17 protein-coding genes are annotated in these 18,245 nt (G+C 70.9%); 4 read left to right on the top strand and 13 right to left on the bottom strand.

Going from position 1 to position 18,245, the window contains the following annotated elements; translation table 11 throughout:
- Positions 1-240: 240 nt before the first annotated feature.
- The 11 genes from KHP12_RS32095 to KHP12_RS32045 all read right to left on the bottom strand — a co-directional run bounded on the left by KHP12_RS32095 (position 241) and on the right by KHP12_RS32045 (position 10,280).
- Positions 241-873, bottom strand: coding sequence for an OmpA family protein (locus KHP12_RS32095; RefSeq protein WP_051572940.1), 633 nt, complete (start codon positions 871-873; stop codon positions 241-243).
- 8 nt (positions 874-881) lie between these two features.
- The gene (locus KHP12_RS32090; RefSeq protein ID WP_086881518.1) at positions 882-1,463 is read right to left on the bottom strand and encodes a hypothetical protein; all 582 of its coding nucleotides are present in this window, start codon (positions 1,461-1,463) and stop codon (positions 882-884) included.
- A 58-nt stretch (positions 1,464-1,521) separates the two neighbouring features.
- A complete protein-coding gene (locus tag KHP12_RS32085) occupies positions 1,522-2,223 on the bottom strand; it encodes a pilus assembly protein TadG-related protein (protein ID WP_086881517.1) in 702 nt (233 codons plus the stop codon).
- Between the two features lie 8 nt (positions 2,224-2,231).
- Positions 2,232-2,381, bottom strand: a complete 150-nt coding sequence (locus KHP12_RS32080; protein WP_162496074.1) for a hypothetical protein — start codon at positions 2,379-2,381, stop codon at positions 2,232-2,234.
- Between the two features lie 289 nt (positions 2,382-2,670).
- On the bottom strand, positions 2,671-3,558 hold the full coding sequence (locus KHP12_RS32075; RefSeq protein ID WP_086881516.1) for a DUF5936 domain-containing protein: 888 nt from the start codon (positions 3,556-3,558) through the stop codon (positions 2,671-2,673).
- 39 nt (positions 3,559-3,597) lie between these two features.
- Entirely contained in the window at positions 3,598-4,536 is a 939-nt protein-coding gene (locus KHP12_RS32070) for a type II secretion system F family protein (protein WP_211833973.1), read from the bottom strand.
- An 8-nt stretch (positions 4,537-4,544) separates the two neighbouring features.
- A complete protein-coding gene (locus tag KHP12_RS32065) occupies positions 4,545-5,963 on the bottom strand; it encodes a TadA family conjugal transfer-associated ATPase (RefSeq protein ID WP_086881514.1) in 1,419 nt (472 codons plus the stop codon).
- Positions 5,960-6,880 carry a TadE/TadG family type IV pilus assembly protein gene (locus KHP12_RS53475; protein WP_372455241.1) on the bottom strand — a complete coding sequence of 307 codons (921 nt, stop codon included), beginning with the start codon at positions 6,878-6,880 and terminating at the stop codon, positions 5,960-5,962. The genes KHP12_RS32065 and KHP12_RS53475 overlap by 4 nt, the downstream gene beginning before the upstream one ends.
- Before the next feature lies 1 nt (position 6,881).
- Positions 6,882-8,627: a CpaE/TadZ family protein gene (locus KHP12_RS32055; RefSeq protein ID WP_086881513.1), complete on the bottom strand. Its 1,746-nt coding sequence runs from the start codon at positions 8,625-8,627 to the stop codon at positions 6,882-6,884.
- Between the two features lie 16 nt (positions 8,628-8,643).
- A complete protein-coding gene (gene cpaB / locus KHP12_RS32050; RefSeq protein WP_086881512.1) occupies positions 8,644-9,348 on the bottom strand; it encodes a Flp pilus assembly protein CpaB in 705 nt (234 codons plus the stop codon).
- Positions 9,349-9,374: 26 nt separating this feature from the next.
- On the bottom strand, positions 9,375-10,280 hold the full coding sequence (locus KHP12_RS32045; RefSeq protein ID WP_086881511.1) for a hypothetical protein: 906 nt from the start codon (positions 10,278-10,280) through the stop codon (positions 9,375-9,377).
- A 281-nt stretch (positions 10,281-10,561) separates the two neighbouring features.
- Between KHP12_RS32045 and KHP12_RS32040 the strand changes: the two genes are divergently transcribed.
- Together KHP12_RS32040 and KHP12_RS32035 are read left to right on the top strand one after the other, a co-directional pair.
- On the top strand, positions 10,562-12,274 hold the full coding sequence (locus KHP12_RS32040; protein WP_107471743.1) for a chitinase: 1,713 nt from the start codon (positions 10,562-10,564) through the stop codon (positions 12,272-12,274).
- A gap of 241 nt (positions 12,275-12,515) precedes the next feature.
- Entirely contained in the window at positions 12,516-13,526 is a 1,011-nt protein-coding gene (locus KHP12_RS32035; RefSeq protein ID WP_086881510.1) for a chitinase, read from the top strand.
- An 87-nt stretch (positions 13,527-13,613) separates the two neighbouring features.
- On the opposite strand, the gene KHP12_RS32030 is transcribed toward KHP12_RS32035, so the two are convergent.
- Entirely contained in the window at positions 13,614-14,486 is an 873-nt protein-coding gene (locus KHP12_RS32030) for a S1 family peptidase (RefSeq protein ID WP_086881509.1), read from the bottom strand.
- 126 nt (positions 14,487-14,612) lie between these two features.
- Between KHP12_RS32030 and KHP12_RS32025 the strand changes: the two genes are divergently transcribed.
- A complete protein-coding gene (locus KHP12_RS32025; RefSeq protein ID WP_107471742.1) occupies positions 14,613-15,965 on the top strand; it encodes a M14 family metallopeptidase in 1,353 nt (450 codons plus the stop codon).
- Positions 15,966-16,280: 315 nt separating this feature from the next.
- Here KHP12_RS32025 and KHP12_RS32020 read toward each other — a convergent pair whose 3' ends face one another.
- Positions 16,281-17,156, bottom strand: coding sequence for a helix-turn-helix transcriptional regulator (locus tag KHP12_RS32020; RefSeq protein ID WP_086881507.1), 876 nt, complete (start codon positions 17,154-17,156; stop codon positions 16,281-16,283).
- Between the two features lie 131 nt (positions 17,157-17,287).
- Here KHP12_RS32020 and KHP12_RS32015 point away from each other — a divergent pair, with 131 nt between their 5' ends.
- Positions 17,288-18,193 (top strand): oxidoreductase, encoded by a 906-nt coding sequence (locus KHP12_RS32015; RefSeq protein WP_086881506.1) that lies wholly within the window; start codon positions 17,288-17,290, stop codon positions 18,191-18,193.
- The last annotated feature ends 52 nt before the right edge of the window (positions 18,194-18,245 follow it).

The raw sequence follows: 18,245 nt of genomic DNA, 5'->3' as shown, positions 1-18,245 counted from the left end.
CCACGCTCGGCCGGTTCGCCTGCGGCGGGCTGTTCCCCTCCCCGCCCCTTCCCGCACCATTTCGATATGCGGCTCCGCCCCCCGGACCCCGGACGCCCTTCGGGCGTGTCCTCAATCGCCGGACGGGCTGAAATCGGGCCCTCCGGCGATTGAGGACCGCGGTTCGGGGCGGACGGGCTGAAATCAGCCCCTCCGGCGTTTGAGGAGCGGGGTCCGGGGCGGAGCCCCGGTTGGGAGGGGTCAGGCGGTCCTGGGGAAGCTGACCTCCACCCGGCGGTTGCGCTTGCGGCCCTCCTCGGTCGCGTTGTCCGCGATCGGGTACTGCTCGCCGTAGCCCCGGATCTCGTAGTTGACGGACGGGTCGAGGTCCTCGGCGAGCGCCTGCTGCACCGCGTTGGCCCGCTGCTTGGACAGCACGATGCCGTGGCCCGCGGAGCCCAGGTCGTCGGTGAAGCCGAAGACGCGGACGCTCTTGGCGTTCTGCCGCTCGGCCTCGGAGGCGATCTCCTTGATCCGGGCCCGTGCGTCGCCGCCCAGCTTCGCGCTGTCCTTGCCGAAGAGCACCTCGGCCTGGAGCGCGAACTTCACCTTGGCGTTGGTGTCCTCCCGCCGCTCGTCGCCGTCGTCCGTCTCGACCACGGACTTGATGTCCAGGACCCGACCGGGCGCCAGCTTGGCGCCCTCGGGCATCTTCAGATCGGAGTCATTGGCGTCGATCTTCACCGGCGGGGTGGTGTCGGCGGGCGCGCCGGGGCCGCTGTCCGCGTGGGCGGGCGGCGCCGGGGCGGTGAGGGTGACCAGGAGCGCGGTGGAGGCCAGCGCGGCCAGCACGGGGCCGCGGCGCGCGGGGCGGGCCGTCGTCTGCGGTGTCATGGCGCGGCTCACCCGGAGAGGGTGATGCTGACGGACGGCATGGTCGGGATCTGGAAGTCGATCTCTTTGACGCTCTTCGGCGGGGCCGGGAACTGCGCGAACAGCGGACGGCTCTCATTGGGCTTGATTCCGGAGAGCCCCGTGGTGCACAGGCACTGGCCGTCGGTGTCCCTCAGGACGAGATAGCGCTTCTTGCCCTTCTCGTCGACCAGGGACGCGCCGGAGACGGACGAGAGCGACTTCACCTCGGTCTCCTTCGAGCGCCAGTCGATCGCGTTGAAGAGCCGGCTGCCGTGGTTGGTGACGGTGGCGTTCACGGTCACGAACCCGCCGTCGTCGCGCACCGCGGAGTGCAGGGTGACGACGACCCCGCCGGGCCCCTTCATCTCGCCGATGGTCTTGGAGGAGTCCGCCGCGGGCTCCTGCTCGTCGCCGTTGTCCTTGCCCGCGGTCGACGTCCGGTCCGCGGCGTCGTCGGGCTTCTTGTCGCCGTCGCCGTTGCCGCACCCGGCCACGGCGAGGGCCAGGGCCGCGGCGAGCGCCGTCGCGGCGGCCCCCCTCCGGGCCTTCGTCGTGTGCCGAATGCTCATCGCTCGCTGTCCTTTGCTCTTCTGCTCTTCTGCTCTTCGTTCGCTCGTCAGTAGGCCGTCAGTCGGCCAGGTGCACGGAGAAGAGGTCCTTGGCGTCGGGGAAGAGATCGAGACGCGTCGGGTCGATGGTCAGGTCGGTTCCGTCGCAGAGGAGGTCAATGGGCGGCTTGTCGTCCTTGCCGTCGTCCTTACCGCCGTCGCCGCCCTTGCCGTCGTCCTTACCGCCACCGCCGTCGTCGCCCTTGCCGCCGTCGTCGGGCCGCTCGGTCGGCGGGGCGGGCGACTCGGCCGTACAGCGCGGGGTGACGACCGCCTTGGCCGTCGCCTCCCCGTACTTGCTCTCCGTGCCGGGGATGACGGTCTTGCCCACGGGCTTGTGCGTCTTCACGGTGACGGTGAAGGACGTCGGCAGATAGCCCGGGACGCATCCGTCTCCGCTGAGCGACGCGCCGTTCTGGTCGGCGAACCACTGCGCCTGATCACAGGCGTCGCCCACGCCCGGTCCCCGTCCGTTCAGCAGGTCGTCCCATGCGCTGCCGTTGGCGATCGCCTCCAGGAACCCCTTGCGCAACTGGTCGCGGTAGTCCTGGGCGGCCGCGAGGGCCGCCGCGTCGGCGGCGGTCTGTCCGCCGTTGCGGGTGGCTCCGGCCTGGCCGACGGCGAAGAGGGCCAGCGCCAGGAAGAGCAGGCCCGCCACCGCCGTGATGTAGATCGGAAACGCCTGCCCCGCGTCGCTCCTGAGATCTCGGCGCGCTGTCACGGGACCGGTCAGATGCCGACGACCTGTGAGATCTTGTCGGAGATGGCGTTTGCGATCATGCTGCCGAAGTCCGTGGTCGACAGGACCAGCACGATGGCCACCACCACGGCGATGATGCCCAGGTATTCGATCGAGGTCTGTCCCCGATCGTTCCGCATGACGCGCTTCCCCATTGTGTTCCCCTCCATGGGCTGCCGTCCCTGTGTGGTCCGGCGACTCAACCCCCGTGGTGTCGCTCGCGACACGAGCAAAGTACGCCGAAACAGCCGTCTCGGAACAGTGCCCTAGGAAGCATTGACTTCCCCGTTCACCACGTTCGAACCGTGGGCGTGACGACCAACCCCGACCGCGCATCCGTCTCACCCCCTCCCGCACCGAGGAGTTCTCCGTCGACGACTGTCCCACATTCAATTGCAACCGCGAAGGAGCTTCACCTAAAAGAGACCGTCAGTCCCCGGTCACCGAGCCGAAGTCGGTGCCCGAGCCGATGAAGAACCCCGCGACGAGCAACACCATGGTTCCGGGCACCATGAAGGTCGTGATGACCATGGTCGCCTTCGGCACCGCGCGGGCCGCGCGCCGCCGGGCGTTCTGGGCGTCCGTACGGCGCATGTCGTTCGCAATGGCGATCAACGTTTCGACAATCGGAGCGCCCAGCTCCTCGCCCTGCTGAAGGGCGGTGACGAACTGCGCGACCTGTTCTGAGTCATTACGTTTACGTAGTTCCTCGAACGCCTGACGGCGGCTGACCCCCATGTCCATTTGCCGAAGTGTGATGCGAAGTTCATCCGCCCAGGGACCCTCATACTTCTCGGCGACCCGGTCCAGGGCCTGCCGGAAGCTCAAACCGGCGCTCACCACGACGGCCAGAACGTCCAGAAAGTCCGGCAACGTCCGCTCGATCGCGTCCTTGCGCTCGCGCACCGCCGCCCAGATGCCCACCTCGATCCAGAACAGCCCGAACGCCACCAGCAGCAGCGCCAGCAGGAGTTGACCCTTGATCAGCATCACCAGCGCACCGACGAAGCCGAGCGCCCCGTAGACCGCCCGCCGGGCCGCGTAGCGATCCACCGTCAGACCGCCCGGGTTGCCCGCCAGATCGATCCGGCGGCGGACCCGGGCCACCCGCTTCTCCCCCATCAGCCGCAGCACCAGCGGGGCGTAGCGCATGCCCAGCCGGTCGACGGCCGAGCCGACCACGGTCGCCCGGCTGGAGCCGACCTCCAGGGCCACGGCCAGATCGCTGGGCAGCTTGGCCTCGCTGCGGTACAGCGTGATGCCGTAGGCGATGCCCGCCACCGCGAGACCGGCCGCCAGCGCCAGCAGCAGTGCCATCTCCCTCACGTCCCCTCTACCTGGATTCGCCGGACTTCGCTAGACGTCGATCTTGGACATGCGGCGGATGAGGAAGAAGCCGATCCCGTACAGGCAGAAGGCCACGACCACCGCCGCCTGCCCCCAGAAGGACGAGGTCATCCGGTCCAGCGAACCGGCCGAGATCCGGTTCATCAGCAGCAGCGTCCCGATCCCCAGCAGCGGTACGACATAGGCGGTGACGGTCACCTGCGAGAGCTGGGTGCGCACCTCCCGCCGGGTCTCCTTGCGCTCCTCCAGCGTCTGGGTGAGGTTGCGCAGCGAGCTGACCACGGTCCCGCCCGCGCGGTTGGACAGCACCAGCGTGGTGACCAGCACCACCAGTTCCCGGGACGGCAGCCGCTCGGCCAGCTCCTCCAGCGCGTCGTCGATCGAGTGGCCGACGGCCAGCTTGGCCGCGACCTTGGCCAGCTCCTCGCCCGCCGGCGCCTCCATCTCGTCCGCCGCCATGCCGAGCGCGGTGCGCAGCGCCAGCCCGGCCTGGGTGGCGTTGGCCAGGATCCGCGACAGCTCGGGCAGTTGGTTGATGAAGCGCTCTATCCGCTTCTGGCGCTGCCAGCTGAGGAACGCGAAGGACCCCCAGACGGCGACCACCGCCGCTATCGGGCCGAAGAACGCCGCGAGGAAGGAGGCCGCGATCACCCACAGCCCGGCCGCCGCCCCCGCCGTGTAGACGAAGAACTCCCCCGGGGTGATCTCCAGGCCCGTGGCCGCCAGCCGCAGCTCCAGCTTCCGGCCGAGGGAGGTGGTGCGCAGCCGCCGGTCGACCCCCGAGAAGCGGCGCGCACGGGCGGTGCCCGGCAGCGGGCCGGTCTCCGACAGCCGGTCGATCAGCGCGCGCTGCTGCTCCTTGCCGCGTATGTAGGTGTGCACGCCCACGACGCCCAGCGCGCCGCACACCAGCGTCGCGCCGAGGGCGGCCGTCGCGAGATGGTCCATGGGCCCTGCTACCTCCGGTCCCTGGGGTCGAACGGGGGTCGGTCCTGCGGGGGCCGGCCGAACGGCGGCCGGTCGTACGGGTCGTATCCGGCCGCGCGGGTGGCCAGCTGTGCCGGGAAGGCGGCCACGCCGAAGGCGGGCGGCACCGATTCGCTGGCCATGCGCAGCCGCTCGGCGACCCGCTCCGGCAGCGGGAAGTAGCCGAACCGCCCGTGCACCACCCGGTCCGCGCCCATCGGCTGGGCGTCGAAGCGGCAGACGGTGGCGATGCGGTACGACTCGTGGCCATGGCTGTCGAGCAGCGCGATCTCGCTGATCCGCCGCGAGCCGTCGGCGTGCCGGACGAGCTGGACGATGCAGTCCACGGCGCTGTTGATCTGGTCCCGCAGCGCCTCGTAGGGGATCGCCACGTCCGACATGGAGGCGAGCGTCTGGAGCCGCATCAGCGCGTCCTCGGCGCTGTTGGCGTGGACGGTGGCCAGCGAGCCGTCATGGCCGGTGGACATGGCCTGGAGCATGTCGAGGGTCTCCCCGCCGCGCACCTCACCGACGATGATGCGGTCGGGGCGCATCCGGAGGGAGTTGCGGACCAGGTCGCGGATGGTGATCCGGCCCTTGCCCTCGACGTTGGGCGGCCGGGACTCCAGCCGGATGACATGGCTCTGTTGGAGCTGGAGTTCTGCGGCGTCCTCGACGGTGATGATGCGCTCCCCGTCCGGGATCAGCCCGGAAAGGGCGTTGAGCAGCGTGGTCTTACCGGATCCGGTGGGGCCGGAGACCACGACGTTGAACTTGGCCCGCACCAGCGCCGCGAGCAGCATCAGCATCTGCTCGTCCAGCGTGCTCATGCCGATCAGCTCATGGAGGGTGTAGGCGCGGGGGAAGCGGCGGATGGTGAGCGTGGCACCGGTGAGGGCGAGCGGCGGGATGATCACGTTGACGCGCTCACCGGAGGGGAGCCGGGCGTCGACCATCGGATTCGACTCGTCCACGCGGCGGTTGACCGTGGAGACGATGCGCTCGATGGTCTGCATCAGCTGCTCTTCGGAGGCGAAGCGGACGGGGACCAGCTCGACCCGGCCGGCCCGCTCCACGAAGATCTGGTCCGGGCCGTTGACCATGATCTCGGTGATGGAGGTGTCCTCGAGGAGCGGTTCGAGCACCCCGAGGCCGAGCGCCTCGTCCACCACCCGGCGGATCAGCTGGGAGCGCTCGCTGGTGGACAGCACCGGGCCCTCGCGGCTGATGATGTGGCCGAGCACGCGCTCCAGGCGGGAGCGGCGCTCGGCGGTGGAGAGCGAGGACATCTCGGCGAGGTCGATCTCCTCCAGCAGCTTGGCGCGGTAGGCGGAGACGAGGTGCCCGTCCTGGCGCCCGCTGCCCTCGCCGGGCCCCTCGGGTGCGGTGATACGGGCCCGCAGGCTCATCGTTCGCCTCCCAACGCGGCCGACGCCAGGTCGCCCGTACCGCCGTCCCCGTCGTCGCACGGCATGGTGGCGCTCCTCTCGGCGCTGCCGAAGTCCGCGATGCCGGGGAAGACCGAGGGGATGACCACGGTCGCGGTGGCCTGCGCCTCCCCGCCGCCGCAGCCACCGCTGCCGATGCTCGCGCCGTCGGCCAGCCACCCGCTCATCGCCGCCTTGCCGGCGGCCTGCGGGCTGGTCCGCGGCTCGTCCAGGGACGCCGTCCGCGCCGCCGCCCGCGCCGCGGTGCCGGCCTGCTGCGCGGCGTACGCGGCGATGCCGAGCTGCACGGCGGCGAGCGCGACGAGGATGAGGATCGGCAGAAACCCGAGGAACTCGATGGACGCCGACCCGGCGTCGCCCCGCCCCCGGCGCGCCCCGCCGGGGCGCGGCCCCGTACGGGCGAGGACCCCGCCGGGCAGCCGCCGTACCCCCGCCGGTTCGCCCAGCGACGCTCCCGCGCGGCCACGCGCACGCGGAGAACCTGCGGCCAGGTGGCGCGCCGCGGCCCCGGCGGCCCGCCGGACGGCTCTCGGCACAGCCGCGACCCGGCGGCCCCAGCGGTCCGTCGCCCCACCCCGTCGCAGGGCTACCGGGCTGGGCGACGACAGGTGAGCGGCCATCCCGCGCGTCCGCGGCACGTCGACCGCCCCACCGCGGCGTCGCGCGGCGGCCGTCGCGGTGGGCCCGGCGCCCGGCGCCGCGGCGGGTCCGGGCGCCGCCGGACGGCCGGAGGGCCCGCCGCTCGGCGGCGTACGCCCGTCCCCCGGGGCCGCGAGGCCGTCGCCCGGCGTGGTGGCCGCCACCGGGCGGCTGGGGCGGCGGGGGGCCGTCGCGGGGCCGCCGGAGGCGAGCCGCGCGCGCATGTGGTGACGGGTCATCTCAGTGTCCTCCGCCCGCCAGGTCGGTCTCGTCCGCCGCGCCCGCCGTGCCCGTGACCGTCCAGGGGAAGTCGGCGGCGCCCGGGAAGAGGATCGGGACGTGGAGCTTGACCGTGGCCTTGTAGACGGTGCCGTCGCCGCCGCCGCAGTCGATGTCGGCGGTCCAGGAGCCGGGGATGTCCTTCGCGGCCGCGTCCTGGCAGGCGCCCGCGCCCTTGGCGGCGCCCGCGCGGGCGCCCTTGTCGGCGGAGTTGCCCGCCAGCGAGTACGTGTAGCCCACCAGCACCAGCTGCCAGATGACCGCGAGCACGATCAGCGCCAGCGGCAGGACGCCGAGGAACTCGACCGTCACCTGGCCGCGGTCGCCGCCGCCCCGCTTGCGCAGGAAGCCCCTGGTGGACGGCGGGGCGATCTCGTTCAGCGCGTCGGTGCCGTCGCCCACGCCGTCCTGCGCCGGGTCGCCGCCCGCCTCTATGGCATGGCGCCGCCGCAGCCCCGGCAGGGCGCGCTCGCCGCCGCCCCCGGCCGCGTGGCCGCCCCGGTGGCCGGCGCGGCGGCCGCCGCCCGGGGGTGCCGCCTCCGCCAGGCCCAGCTCACCGGCCAGCCCCCACAGCGCCTGTTTGACGGCCGACTTGGCGTCCAGGTCGTGCATCCGGCCCGAGTCGACGGCGGGCTGGAGCTCCTTGAATCCGGCCGGGATCGCCGTGCGCGCCACCGTCGTGCCGGTGGCCCGCTGGACCAGCTGCGGCTGGATCTCCGCGCTGCGGGAGTGCCGGTTGACCACGGTCACGGTCTCCTCCGCCTTGCGGATCTGGAGCCGGTCCCACAGCCGGACCATGCGCTTGGCGGCGCGCACCGCGACCACGTCCGGGGTGGTCACCAGCAGCGCGATGTCCGCGAGCTCCACGGCGGCGGCGCCCGCGGAGGTCATCTGCGTACCGCAGTCGACGATCACGACCTCGAAGCGCGACCGCAGCGCGCCGATGACCTGCCGGGCGGTGCCGTCGGTCACCTCCTCGCCGCGCTCGCCCTCGCCCGGCGCGAGCAGCAGCCCGAGCCCGGTCTGGTGGGTGAACACCGCGTCCTGGAGCACCCGCGGCGAGATGTCGCTGATCTGCGCCAGATCGGCGATCGAGCGCCGGAACTGGACGTCGAGGTACGAGGCGATGTCCCCGGACTGGAGGTCCATGTCGACCAGCGCGACCTTACGGCCGGCGGCGCGCGCGGCGAGCGCGAGCTGTACGGCGGTCACGGTGGTGCCGACCCCGCCCTTGGCGCCCGCGACCGCGACCAGCTTGCCGCCGGGCCCGGTGGGATACGGATCGCCGCCGCCCCCGAGATGGCGCCGCACACCGGTGGCCCACTGGGCGGCGCCCTGCACCCGGGTCGCCAGCTCCTCGTACGCCAGCGGTATCCCGGCGATGCCGCGGGCCCCGGCGTCCATGGCGGCCGAGTACAGCGCGGGTCCCGCGTCGGCGGTCACCAGCACCACGCCCACCGCCGGGAAGCGCAGCGCGATCTCGCGGATCAGCTCCAGCGCCGGGGCCGGGCCGATGCGCTCATGGACGAGGACGACCTCCGGCAGCTCCTCCAGGGAGGCGGCGGCCAGCGAGGCGAGGGTGTCGAGCAGCAGGGTCGAGTCGCCCACCGGCGCCGACGGTTCGACACCGGGCAACTGGCCGAGCAGCCCGCTGAGGGAGCGGGCGGCGTCGGGGTCGCCGACGGCCGGCAGAATTCTGATCGTCACCGCGGCACCTCCTCACTCATTTGTCGCCGTCGAGGGTGTAGGTGCGGTCGTCGGGGTCTATGGAGGGGCCCCCGCCGGGCGCGACCAACGCGAGCCGCACATGCGAGGCGAACGACTCGGCGTACGCGACGCGCTGGGCGTTCCTGGTGTCGAGCGCGAAGGTGATCGGCACGGCCTCGTTGATCCGCCGCTTGTCGTCCTGGTCGGGCTCCAGGGCGGTGATCTTGCCGAGGTCGAGCACCTCGGCGCCCGCGACGATCAGCTTGGAGACCGGCTTCTCGCCCTGGGTGTCGCCCTCGAAGGTGGCGAAGATGTTGACCCGCGCCCCCGGGGTGATCTTGCCCGCGACGCCGGTCGCCGCGTCGACCATGATCGCGATCTCCTGCTGCCCGGGCTTCAGGGCGGGCCGGTTCACGATCATGTCGCGCTGGAGCAGCGACCCCTTGGTCAGCTGGGTCACGGCGATCTTCCCGCGTAGCTCGTCGAGATCGGTGACGGCGGTGGAGGGCACATAGCGCTTGGGCATCGAGACCTTCTCGAACTCCCCGGCCTCCAGCGCCTTGTACGGCTTGACGTCCGAGGTGAGCTTGTAGGCCGTGGTCTCGGGGCCGACCTTCGACTCCACGTCGTTGACGACGGAGAGGACTCCGGCGAAGGCGCCGACGGCGCACAGGACCGACAGGAGCAGCAGGATGACTCCGCGGCGCTGGCGTGAATTCATGGGTCGCACAACCTCGTTCGGGGACGTTACCGGCTGGTCAGGGCGGGACGTGGGGACGTGAGCAGTGCGGGGATCTCATCGCCGCGGGCCACCGGGCAGGAGCAGAAGGCACAGCGGTCGCCGATGAGTTCGAAGCCGCACCAGTGGCACTCCTCTCTCCGTACGGAGGCCACGAGCTGGTAGAGGACCGAGAGGTCGGGGATGGCCGCGGCGAACTCGATCAGCTTCGGGGTGCCCCACCAGCGCGCCGACTCGGCGGGCAGCGGCACCTCCTCCACGCCGCGTACGCCCCAGGCGGGGGCGAGGGCGCCGGTGACCCAGTCGTCGCGGCCCGCGCCGCCGCCCCCGTAGCCATGGCTGCCGAGCTGGCCCCGGGCGATCGTCATGGAGGTGGCGTACCCGGGGGCGGGCAGCTCGGTCGCGCCGCCGACCTTGACCAGGTGCGGGGTGGGGTGGGCGAGCACCCCGAAGTGGGCGCCGGGCACCCAGGACTTGACGTGCGAGGTGAGGCTGACCGGGACCCGGTCCAGCTTGGCGACGCTGCCCAGCAGGGCGCCCGCGTGGATGTAGTGGGAGAGCAGCCGGGCGGCGCACGCCAGCACGCCGGGACTGAAGTCGGATATGGACAGCTGGCGCAGCTGACGTGCCAGCACGGCCACGGCCAGCGGCGGGAGTTCAAGCGGCAGCAGCGCCATCCGGTCGCTCTCCAGTACGGAGCGCACGGTATGGAGCCTGCGGACCACGGCCGCGGGGGTCGCGGCGGGGTAGAGCACGACGAGATAGCCCTGCTGGTCGAGGAGGGTCCCGACCTCGGCGAGGGCGTCGTCGAGTGACTGTGCGTCCGGCGGGCGGAGCACTACGGCCGACGGGGTCTGCCCGTCGGGCGGCGGAAGCACCAGCTCGCGGCCGGTGACTGCTATCGCGGTGGGCACGTCGGCTACCCCGTCTCACATCGGCGCCGAGCGGCGGCGGCCGCAGGTCGTTACTGCCCCTGTCTCTTACTGCCCCTGTCCTGGTGCGTCGTCACTTTATCCACGAAAACGGCGTGAGAGAACAGTTCCTCTGGGTTACGCACCCCGGGCCCGATCCTTCAGTGTGCGCATCCCCTTGACAAGGGCATTGGTCTGGACCACGTTACGTTCACACGGTGGCCACCGTCCGCAATCTCCTCCTTCACGCCGACTTCCCAACGGATTCCCCCACGGAGGCAGTCATGGACCGTGCCCCACACCCCCGCCCCACCCGACTCAGACGCAACGTCGCCCGGCTGACCGGCGCGTTCGCCACCATCGCACTGGGCGCCACCGGCCTTGCCGCCCTCGGCGGCGGCACCGCGACCGCCGCGGCCGCCAACCTCGCCCAGAACCCCGGCTTCGAGTCCGGCCTCAGCGGCTGGACCTGCTCGGCGGCGAGCGGCACCACGGTCGCGAGCCCCGTCCACAGCGGCTCGGCCGCCCTCAAGGCCACCCCGGCGGGCTCGGACAACGCCCGCTGCGCCCAGACCGTGGCCGTCAAGCCCAACTCCTCGTACACCCTCAGCAGCTGGGTCCAGGGCAGCTATGTGTACCTCGGCGCGAGCGGCACCGGCACCACCGACGTCTCGACCTGGACGCCCTCCGCGACCGGCTGGCAGCAGCTCAGCACCAGCTTCACCACCGGCGCCAACACCACCTCGGTGACCGTCTACACCCACGGCTGGTACGGCCAGCCCGCCTACTACGCCGACGACATCAGCCTGACCGGCCCCGGCGGCGACCCCGGCGACCCGGTGCCGGGCGCGCCGAGCGGCCTCAAGGCCGGCGCCGTCACCTCGTCCTCCGTCGATCTCTCCTGGTCCCCGGTGACCGGCGCGACCGGCTACAACGTCTACCGCGACGGCTCCAAGGTGCAGTCGGTCGGCGGCACTTCCGCGACCGTGACCGGACTGGCGCCGTCCACCTCGTACCAGTTCCAGGTCACCGCCACCAACGCGGCGGGCGAGTCGCCCAGGTCGGCCGCCGTCACGGGCACCACCTCGGCCGGCGGCGGCGAGGGCGGCGGCACCGTGCCCAAGCACGCGGTCACCGGCTACTGGCAGAACTTCAACAACGGCGCGGCCGTGCAGAAGCTGCGGGAGGTCCAGGACCAGTACGACATCATCGCGGTCGCCTTCGCGGACGCCACCGGCACCCCCGGAGCCGTCGACTTCACCCTCGACCCCGCCGTCGGCTACGGCAGCGAGCAGCAGTTCAAGGACGACATCAAGGCCAAGCAGGCGGCCGGGAAGTCCGTCGTGATCTCCATCGGCGGCCAGAACGGCACGGTCTCGATCAACGACTCGGCCTCCGCGAACAACTTCGCCAACTCCGTCTACGCCCTGATGCGCGAGTACGGCTTCAACGGCGTCGACATCGACCTGGAGAACGGCCTCAACGCCACCTATATGACCCAGGCGCTGCGCTCCCTGTCGGCGAAGGCCGGCTCCGGCCTGGTGATCACCATGGCCCCGCAGACCATCGACATGCAGTCCACGTCCAACGCCTACTTCCAGACGGCGCTGAACATCAAGGACATCCTGACGGTGGTCAATATGCAGTATTACAACAGCGGCTCGATGCTGGGCTGCGACGGCAAGGTCTACTCACAGGGCTCGGTCGACTTCCTGACCGCCCTGGCCTGCATCCAGCTGGAGGGCGGTCTCTCCCCGTCGCAGGTCGGCCTGGGCCTGCCCGCCTCGACGCGCGGCGCGGGCAGCGGCTACGTCTCCCCGACGGTCGTGAACAACGCCCTGGACTGTCTGGCCCGCGGCACGAACTGCGGTTCCTTCAGACCGTCCCGGACCTACCCGGGTCTGCGCGGCGCGATGACCTGGTCCACCAACTGGGACGCGACGGCGGGCAACGCGTGGTCGAACGCGGTGGGCCCCAAGGTCCACGGTCTGTCGTAGCGTGACGCGGCCCCTTCCGGGGGGACGTGACGCGGCCCCGTTCGCGGGGAGGGGCCAAGGGGGCCGGGAGCGCAACCGCTCTTGGCCCCCTCATCCGCATTTTTCACCCTCACGTGCAGGGAAGATGTCGCTCGGGCTTGACAACGCTATTGGTCTGGACCACCTTATACGCACGCCACAGGGGCCCCTGAACGCGCACTGGCACCACCTCCCCCACATCCCCCCACGTACGGAGGCTGTCGTGGTACGCGCACAGTTCACCAAGCGGCTGCTCGGAGCCGCCGCAGTCGTCGCCCTCGCCGCAGGAGGGCTCATATCCGCCGGCTCGGCCAACGCGTCCGAGGAGCACCCGGACGCGAAGCAGCACGCCGCCGCCGTCCCCGAGCACGCCGTCACCGGCTACTGGCAGAACTTCGACAACGGCGCGACGAAGCAGAAGCTCTCGGACGTCCCCGACGACTACGACATCATCGCGGTGGCCTTCGCCGACGCCACCGGCACCCCCGGAGCGGTCGACTTCAAGCTCGACCCCGCCACCGGCTACAGCGACGAGCAGCAGTTCAAGGACGACATCAAGGCCAAGCAGGCGGCCGGGAAGTCCGTGATCGTCTCCGTCGGCGGCGAGAAGGGCTCCATCTCGGTCAGCGACGACGCCTCGGCGGACGCCTTCGCCTCCTCCATCACCGGCCTGATGGACAAGTACGGCTTCAACGGCGTCGACATCGACCTGGAGAACGGCGTCAACTCGACGTACATGACCAAGGCCCTCAAGGCCGTCCACGACAAGAAGAGCGATGTCGTGGTCACCATGGCGCCGCAGACCATCGACATGCAGTCGGCGTCCACCGAGTACTTCAAGACCGCCCTGGCGATCAAGGATTTCCTGACGGTGGTCAACATGCAGTACTACAACAGCGGCTCGATGCAGGGCTGTGACGGCAAGGTCTACTCACAGGGCTCGGTCGACTTCCTCACCGGCCTCGCCTGCATCCAGCTCGAGAACGGCCTCGACCCGTCCCAGGTGGGCATCGGCGTGCCCGCCTCCACCAGCGGCGCCGGCTCCGGCTATGTCGAGCCGAGCGTCGTCAACGACGCCCTGGACTGCCTCGCCAAGGGCTCCGGCTGCGGCTCCTTCAAGCCGTCCAAGACCTACCCCGGCATCCGTGGCGCGATGACCTGGTCCACCAACTGGGACGCGGCCGGCGGGAACGCCTGGTCGAAGGCGGTCGGCTCGCACGTCCACGGGCTGTAGACCCACAGGACTGCGCGAACGACAGTTCGACGTACGCCGGTGCGCCCCGCTCGTCATGGGCGGGGCGCACCGGCGTACAGCTGTTCGCTAGGGCTTGGGCAGCACACACCCCGCCAGGTTGAGGTTGATCTTGTTGCCGGTGCTCACGCACTTGGTGATGGGGTACGTCTCCTGGGCGTAGTTGATGCCCTGGCGCACCGTCACCGTGCCGTTCTCGTCCACCTCGCACGGGTTGTTGAGCGTGCAGCGGCCGCCGTCCTCGTTGCCCGTGTTGTTGACGGCCACGACCTTGCCGGACGCCGGGTCGACGACGGGGGAGCCGGACGTTCCGCCGATCGTGTTACAGGCGGAGGTGTAGCGGACCGAGTCCTTCCAGGTCCAGTCCCCCTCCTTAAGCCGATATGCAAATCCGTCGATATTGCAGGAGTAGATCTTCTTCCAGTAGCCGGAGACCACATTGATGGCGGAGCCCTGGGTCGGGCGGCTGTCCGACAGCGTCAGCGCCTTGATGCCGTACGACGACTGGATCTGGGCGTACGTGGACGTCAGCTGGTACAGCGAGATGTCGGTGTCGGTCATCGTCGCGTACGCGACCTTGCTCGCCCGGACGGTGCCGGCCCGGCCGCCCGAGGCGGTCAGCAGGGTGAAGCTCCGGCTGGACGGCTGGTCGACGATCACCTCTCCCGCGCCGGGGAAGCCGCTCTCCAGGCAGTGGCCGTTGGAGAGCACGAGCGCGGGGTCGCTGTCGGCCGAGCCCGGTGTGCGGACGACGGAGCCGGAGCAGTTGCTGAGCGCCACCGTGCCCGCGAAGTCGGCCGCCTTCGGGGCCTTGGCGGAGACCTTGGCGGGGGCCGGGGCCTTGGCGGGGGACGCGGCCGTCGCGGGCGCCGCGCCCGCGCCGACGAGGGTCGCGCCGCCCAGTAACAGGGCCGAGAGCGCACCGACGAGAGATCTGTTCATGCGGGGGGTTCCTTCCCTCGATGAGAGATTCCTTCGGCTTCGACCATTTCCCACCCTTGCGCATGTCATGCGCATGGCCGAACACTGGCGCAGCAGTCGCTCGCCCTTCACCCCCCAGGAGATGTCATGCGACGTCGCATCAGCGGTAGACGGGCCACCGCCCTCACCGCCTTGCTCACCCTCGCACTCGCCGCCCCCATGGCAGCTCAGGCCGATGATCCCGCTCCACGGCCCGGCACCGACCGCACCGCATCATCCACTGCCCAGGGCGCCGACGAGAGCGTGCGGCAGTACGAGGTCTCCGGCCCCGCCACCCGGGCCGACCGCTCCGCCATCGCCGCCACGGGCGTGTCCATCGACGAGGTGGACGCCCGCTCCGTGGTCGTCACCGCCGACGCGTCGCAGGCCAAGCGGCTGCGCGCGCTCGGCTACCGGCTCACCGCGCTCCCGGGCCCGCCCGACCGCGCCGAGGGCAGGTCGGCCAAGCCGTTCGACTTCCCGTCGGCCGATGCGAAGTACCACAACTACGCCGAAGCGAACACCGAGATCAACGCCGCGGTGGCGAAGTATCCGTCGATCCTCAGCAAGCGCGTCATCGGAAAGTCGTACGAGGGGCGCGACATCATCGCCCTCAAGATCAGCGACAACGTGGCCACGGACGAGAACGAGCCCGAGGTCCTCTTCACCGCCCATCAGCACGCCCGTGAGCACCTTACGGTGGAGATGGCGCTCTATCTGGTGCGACAGTTCACCGAGGGCTACGGCAGCGACTCCCGGATCACCAATGCCGTCAACGGCCGGGAGATCTGGATCGTCCCGGATGTGAACCCGGACGGCGGCGAGTACGACATCGCCACCGGCTCCTACCGCAGCTGGCGCAAGAACCGTCAGCCCAACTCCGGCTCGTCGTCCGTGGGCACCGACCTCAACCGCAACTGGGACTTCAAGTGGGGCTGCTGCGGCGGCTCCTCCACCTCACCCAGCTCCGAGACCTACCGCGGCCCCCGTGCCGCCTCCGCCCCCGAGGTGAAGGTCGTCGCCGACTTCGCCCGCAGCCGGGTCGTGGGCGGCAAGCAGCAGATCAAGGCCGCGATCGACTTCCACACCTACAGCGAACTGGTGCTGTGGCCCTTCGGCTGGACGTACGACGAAACCACCACCGGCATGACGCGGGACGACTACGACGCCTTCGCGGCGGTCGGCAAGAAGATGGCCGCGAGCAACGGCTACACCCCCGAGCAGTCCAGCGAGCTCTACATCACCGACGGCGCGATCGACGACTATCTGTGGGGCACCCAGAAGGTCTTCGCCTACACCTTCGAGATGTACCCGAGCGACTCCGGCGCCGGCGGCTTCTACCCGCCCGACGAGGTCATCGACCGCGAAACCAGCCGCAACCGCGACGCGGTGCTCCAACTCGTGGAGAACGCGGACTGCATGTACCGCTCGATCGGCAAGGAAGCGCAGTACTGCACCTGAGCGTCGGCCTGGGCCAGGGAGCACGGCCCGACGCGAGCGCCGTCCCGGCGGGGAGCCCGCCGGGACGGCGCCCCGCGAGGCGTCGGCTGTTGTCGGGACTCCCGTGAGTTCCTTCTGTTCGACGCATCTTCTCCTGACCTGCGGCGCTGGTGAGCGGGGTTTCACTCGATCGCGTCGAGAGTTCGACGTTCCGTCAGGATTTCCGAAGCTCTGCCGCTCTCCATGACGCGTGGTCGTTACCAGTGAGCTGAGGCGTTGATGACGCTCGCGGCCGTCCGGGCGAGCGGGCGCTGCACAACGGCGAACGCTCGTCTTCTAGAAGGAGCGCCTGTCGGCGCGTGCCGAGCGGGTCGCGTGCAAAGACGCCAGAAGCTGGAGCCGGTCCGCGTCGGGGCTGCCCGGTTCGACGGTGAAGGCCAGCATGACCGGGCCGGGTCTGCCGGGCAGCGGATAGGTGTCCCAGTCCAGGACGATGTCGCCGACCTCGGGGACCCGGAAGGTCTTGGAGCCGCTGACCGACGCGCGTACGTCGTGCCGGGCCCACAGCCGCCGGAACTCGGCGCTGCGGATGCTCAGCTCACCCACGATCGCGGTGGCGCGCGGATGGGTGGGGTCAGCGGCGACGGCGGCGCGCATCATGCCGATGTAGTCCAGGGCCTGCCGCTCCCAGTCCGGGCAGCTCCGCTCGCCGGTCAGCGTGTCGTCGAACATCAGCAGGAGCATGTTGAGCCGGTCGGACGGGTGGGCGTCCGGGCTGCCGAGCAGCGCCTCCGCCATCGGGTTCCAGGCGAGCAGATCGAGGTGCCGGCCGAGTACGAGCGCCGGGGTGTCCATCACCCGCAGCAGTCGCCGGGTGCTGTCCGGCACCTTTTCCGGACCGTGGTCCGCCCGGGCGGGCATGGGCCGGCGGGCGGCGTGGGCCAGGGTGAACAGGTGCCGGCGCTCCTCGTCGTCGAGTCCGAGTGCGTGGGCGAGCGCGTCCAGGACGTCGTCGGACGGGCGTACCTCCCGGCCCTGCTCCATCCGCTGGTAGTAGTCGGTGCTCAGCCCGGCCAGAAGTGCCAGCTCCTCGCGCCGTAGCCCGGTGACCTTGCGCCGGCCGCCGGGTTCCAGACCGACGTCGTGCGGACGCAGTCTGCCGCGCCGGGCACGCAGGAAATCTCCCAGCTCACGAGCGTAGGGGTGGCTCATGCCCCAAGTGTGCCGCGTCGCCGGGCAGGCAAGGTAGGTCCCGCAGACCTAGGCAACCGAGAACGACCGATCCGGCGCGCACCGCTCCTAGCGTCGTCGGTGTACCGCACCGACACCCTCAGGAGCAGCGGATGACCGGATGGACCGCCGACCGCATTCCCGACCAGCACGGCCGGATCGCCGTCGTAACCGGCGCGAACTCGGGCCTCGGCCTGGTCACCGCCACCGAACTGGCCCGCCACGGCGCCCACGTCGTGCTCGCCGTCCGCAACACCGACGCCGGTGAGGAGGCCGCCCGCCGGATCGGCGGCGACGTCGAGGTACGGGAGCTGGACCTGGCCTCCCTCGGTTCGGTACGGGCATTCGCCGCGGGGCTGACCGCCGACCACCCGGCGATCGACCTGCTGGTCAACAATGCCGGAGTGGTGTTGCTCGGCCCGCGCCGCACCTCCGTCGACGGCTTCGAGTTGCAGCTCGGCACCAACATGCTGGGCCACTTCGCGCTGACCGGCCTGCTGCTCGACAAGCTGGCCGCGGCGCGGGAAGCCCGGGTGGTCAACCTCAGCTCGATCACCCACAAGAACGCGCACCTCGACTTCGACGACCTGATGTTCGAGCGTAACTACCGGGCCGCTCCCGCCTACGGCCGGTCCAAACTCGCAACGACGATCTTCGGCGTTGAACTGGACCGCCGCCTGCGCGCTGCCGGATCGCCGATCGTCAGCACGCTGGCCCACCCCGGTCTCACCCGCACCAACCTGACCCCGCGCGCCTGGGAGCACCGTGGCCGGTTCGGGCAGCTGATTGCGTGGGTCGGCCTCCTGGCCACCCAGTCCGTGGAGCAGGGCGCACTGCCGCAGTTGCGCGCCGCGACCGAACCCGGCCTGCGGGGCGGCCAGTTCTTCGGACCGTCCATGCTTGGGGAGACGAGGGGCCGGGTCACCGACGCCCGGCTCAGTCGGGAGGCGGCCGACCCCGCTGTTGGCAAGCAGCTCTGGGCGGCGGCCGAAGAACTGACCGGCATCAGCTATCTCTGAACTGGCGGCATCTGCCTTCGACGTCAGAGACCCAGGCCGGTTCGGCAGGCTC

This window comes from Streptomyces asiaticus, assembly GCF_018138715.1.
Classification (GTDB): Bacteria; Actinomycetota; Actinomycetes; order Streptomycetales; family Streptomycetaceae; genus Streptomyces; species Streptomyces asiaticus.
Note: the sequence above shows the minus strand (reverse complement) of the source record. Positions and strands in the feature narration are given on the sequence as shown.

Excerpts from the sequence above, each read along its gene's own strand:
- KHP12_RS53475 (WP_372455241.1), bottom strand. The coding sequence starts at position 6,880 with ATGACCCGTCACCACATGCGCGCGCGGCTCGCCTCCGGCGGCCCCGCG.
- KHP12_RS32040 (WP_107471743.1), top strand. The coding sequence starts at position 10,562 with ATGGACCGTGCCCCACACCCCCGCCCCACCCGACTCAGACGCAACGTC.
- KHP12_RS32095 (WP_051572940.1), bottom strand. The coding sequence starts at position 873 with ATGACACCGCAGACGACGGCCCGCCCCGCGCGCCGCGGCCCCGTGCTG.
- KHP12_RS32080 (WP_162496074.1), bottom strand. The coding sequence starts at position 2,381 with ATGCGGAACGATCGGGGACAGACCTCGATCGAATACCTGGGCATCATC.
- cpaB (WP_086881512.1), bottom strand. The coding sequence starts at position 9,348 with ATGAATTCACGCCAGCGCCGCGGAGTCATCCTGCTGCTCCTGTCGGTC.
- KHP12_RS32025 (WP_107471742.1), top strand. The coding sequence starts at position 14,613 with ATGCGACGTCGCATCAGCGGTAGACGGGCCACCGCCCTCACCGCCTTG.
- KHP12_RS32015 (WP_086881506.1), top strand. The coding sequence starts at position 17,288 with ATGACCGGATGGACCGCCGACCGCATTCCCGACCAGCACGGCCGGATC.
- KHP12_RS32070 (WP_211833973.1), bottom strand. The coding sequence starts at position 4,536 with ATGGACCATCTCGCGACGGCCGCCCTCGGCGCGACGCTGGTGTGCGGC.
- KHP12_RS32090 (WP_086881518.1), bottom strand. The coding sequence starts at position 1,463 with ATGAGCATTCGGCACACGACGAAGGCCCGGAGGGGGGCCGCCGCGACG.
- KHP12_RS32075 (WP_086881516.1), bottom strand. The coding sequence starts at position 3,558 with ATGGCACTGCTGCTGGCGCTGGCGGCCGGTCTCGCGGTGGCGGGCATC.
- KHP12_RS32020 (WP_086881507.1), bottom strand. The coding sequence starts at position 17,156 with ATGAGCCACCCCTACGCTCGTGAGCTGGGAGATTTCCTGCGTGCCCGG.
- KHP12_RS32030 (WP_086881509.1), bottom strand. The coding sequence starts at position 14,486 with ATGAACAGATCTCTCGTCGGTGCGCTCTCGGCCCTGTTACTGGGCGGC.
- KHP12_RS32065 (WP_086881514.1), bottom strand. The coding sequence starts at position 5,963 with ATGAGCCTGCGGGCCCGTATCACCGCACCCGAGGGGCCCGGCGAGGGC.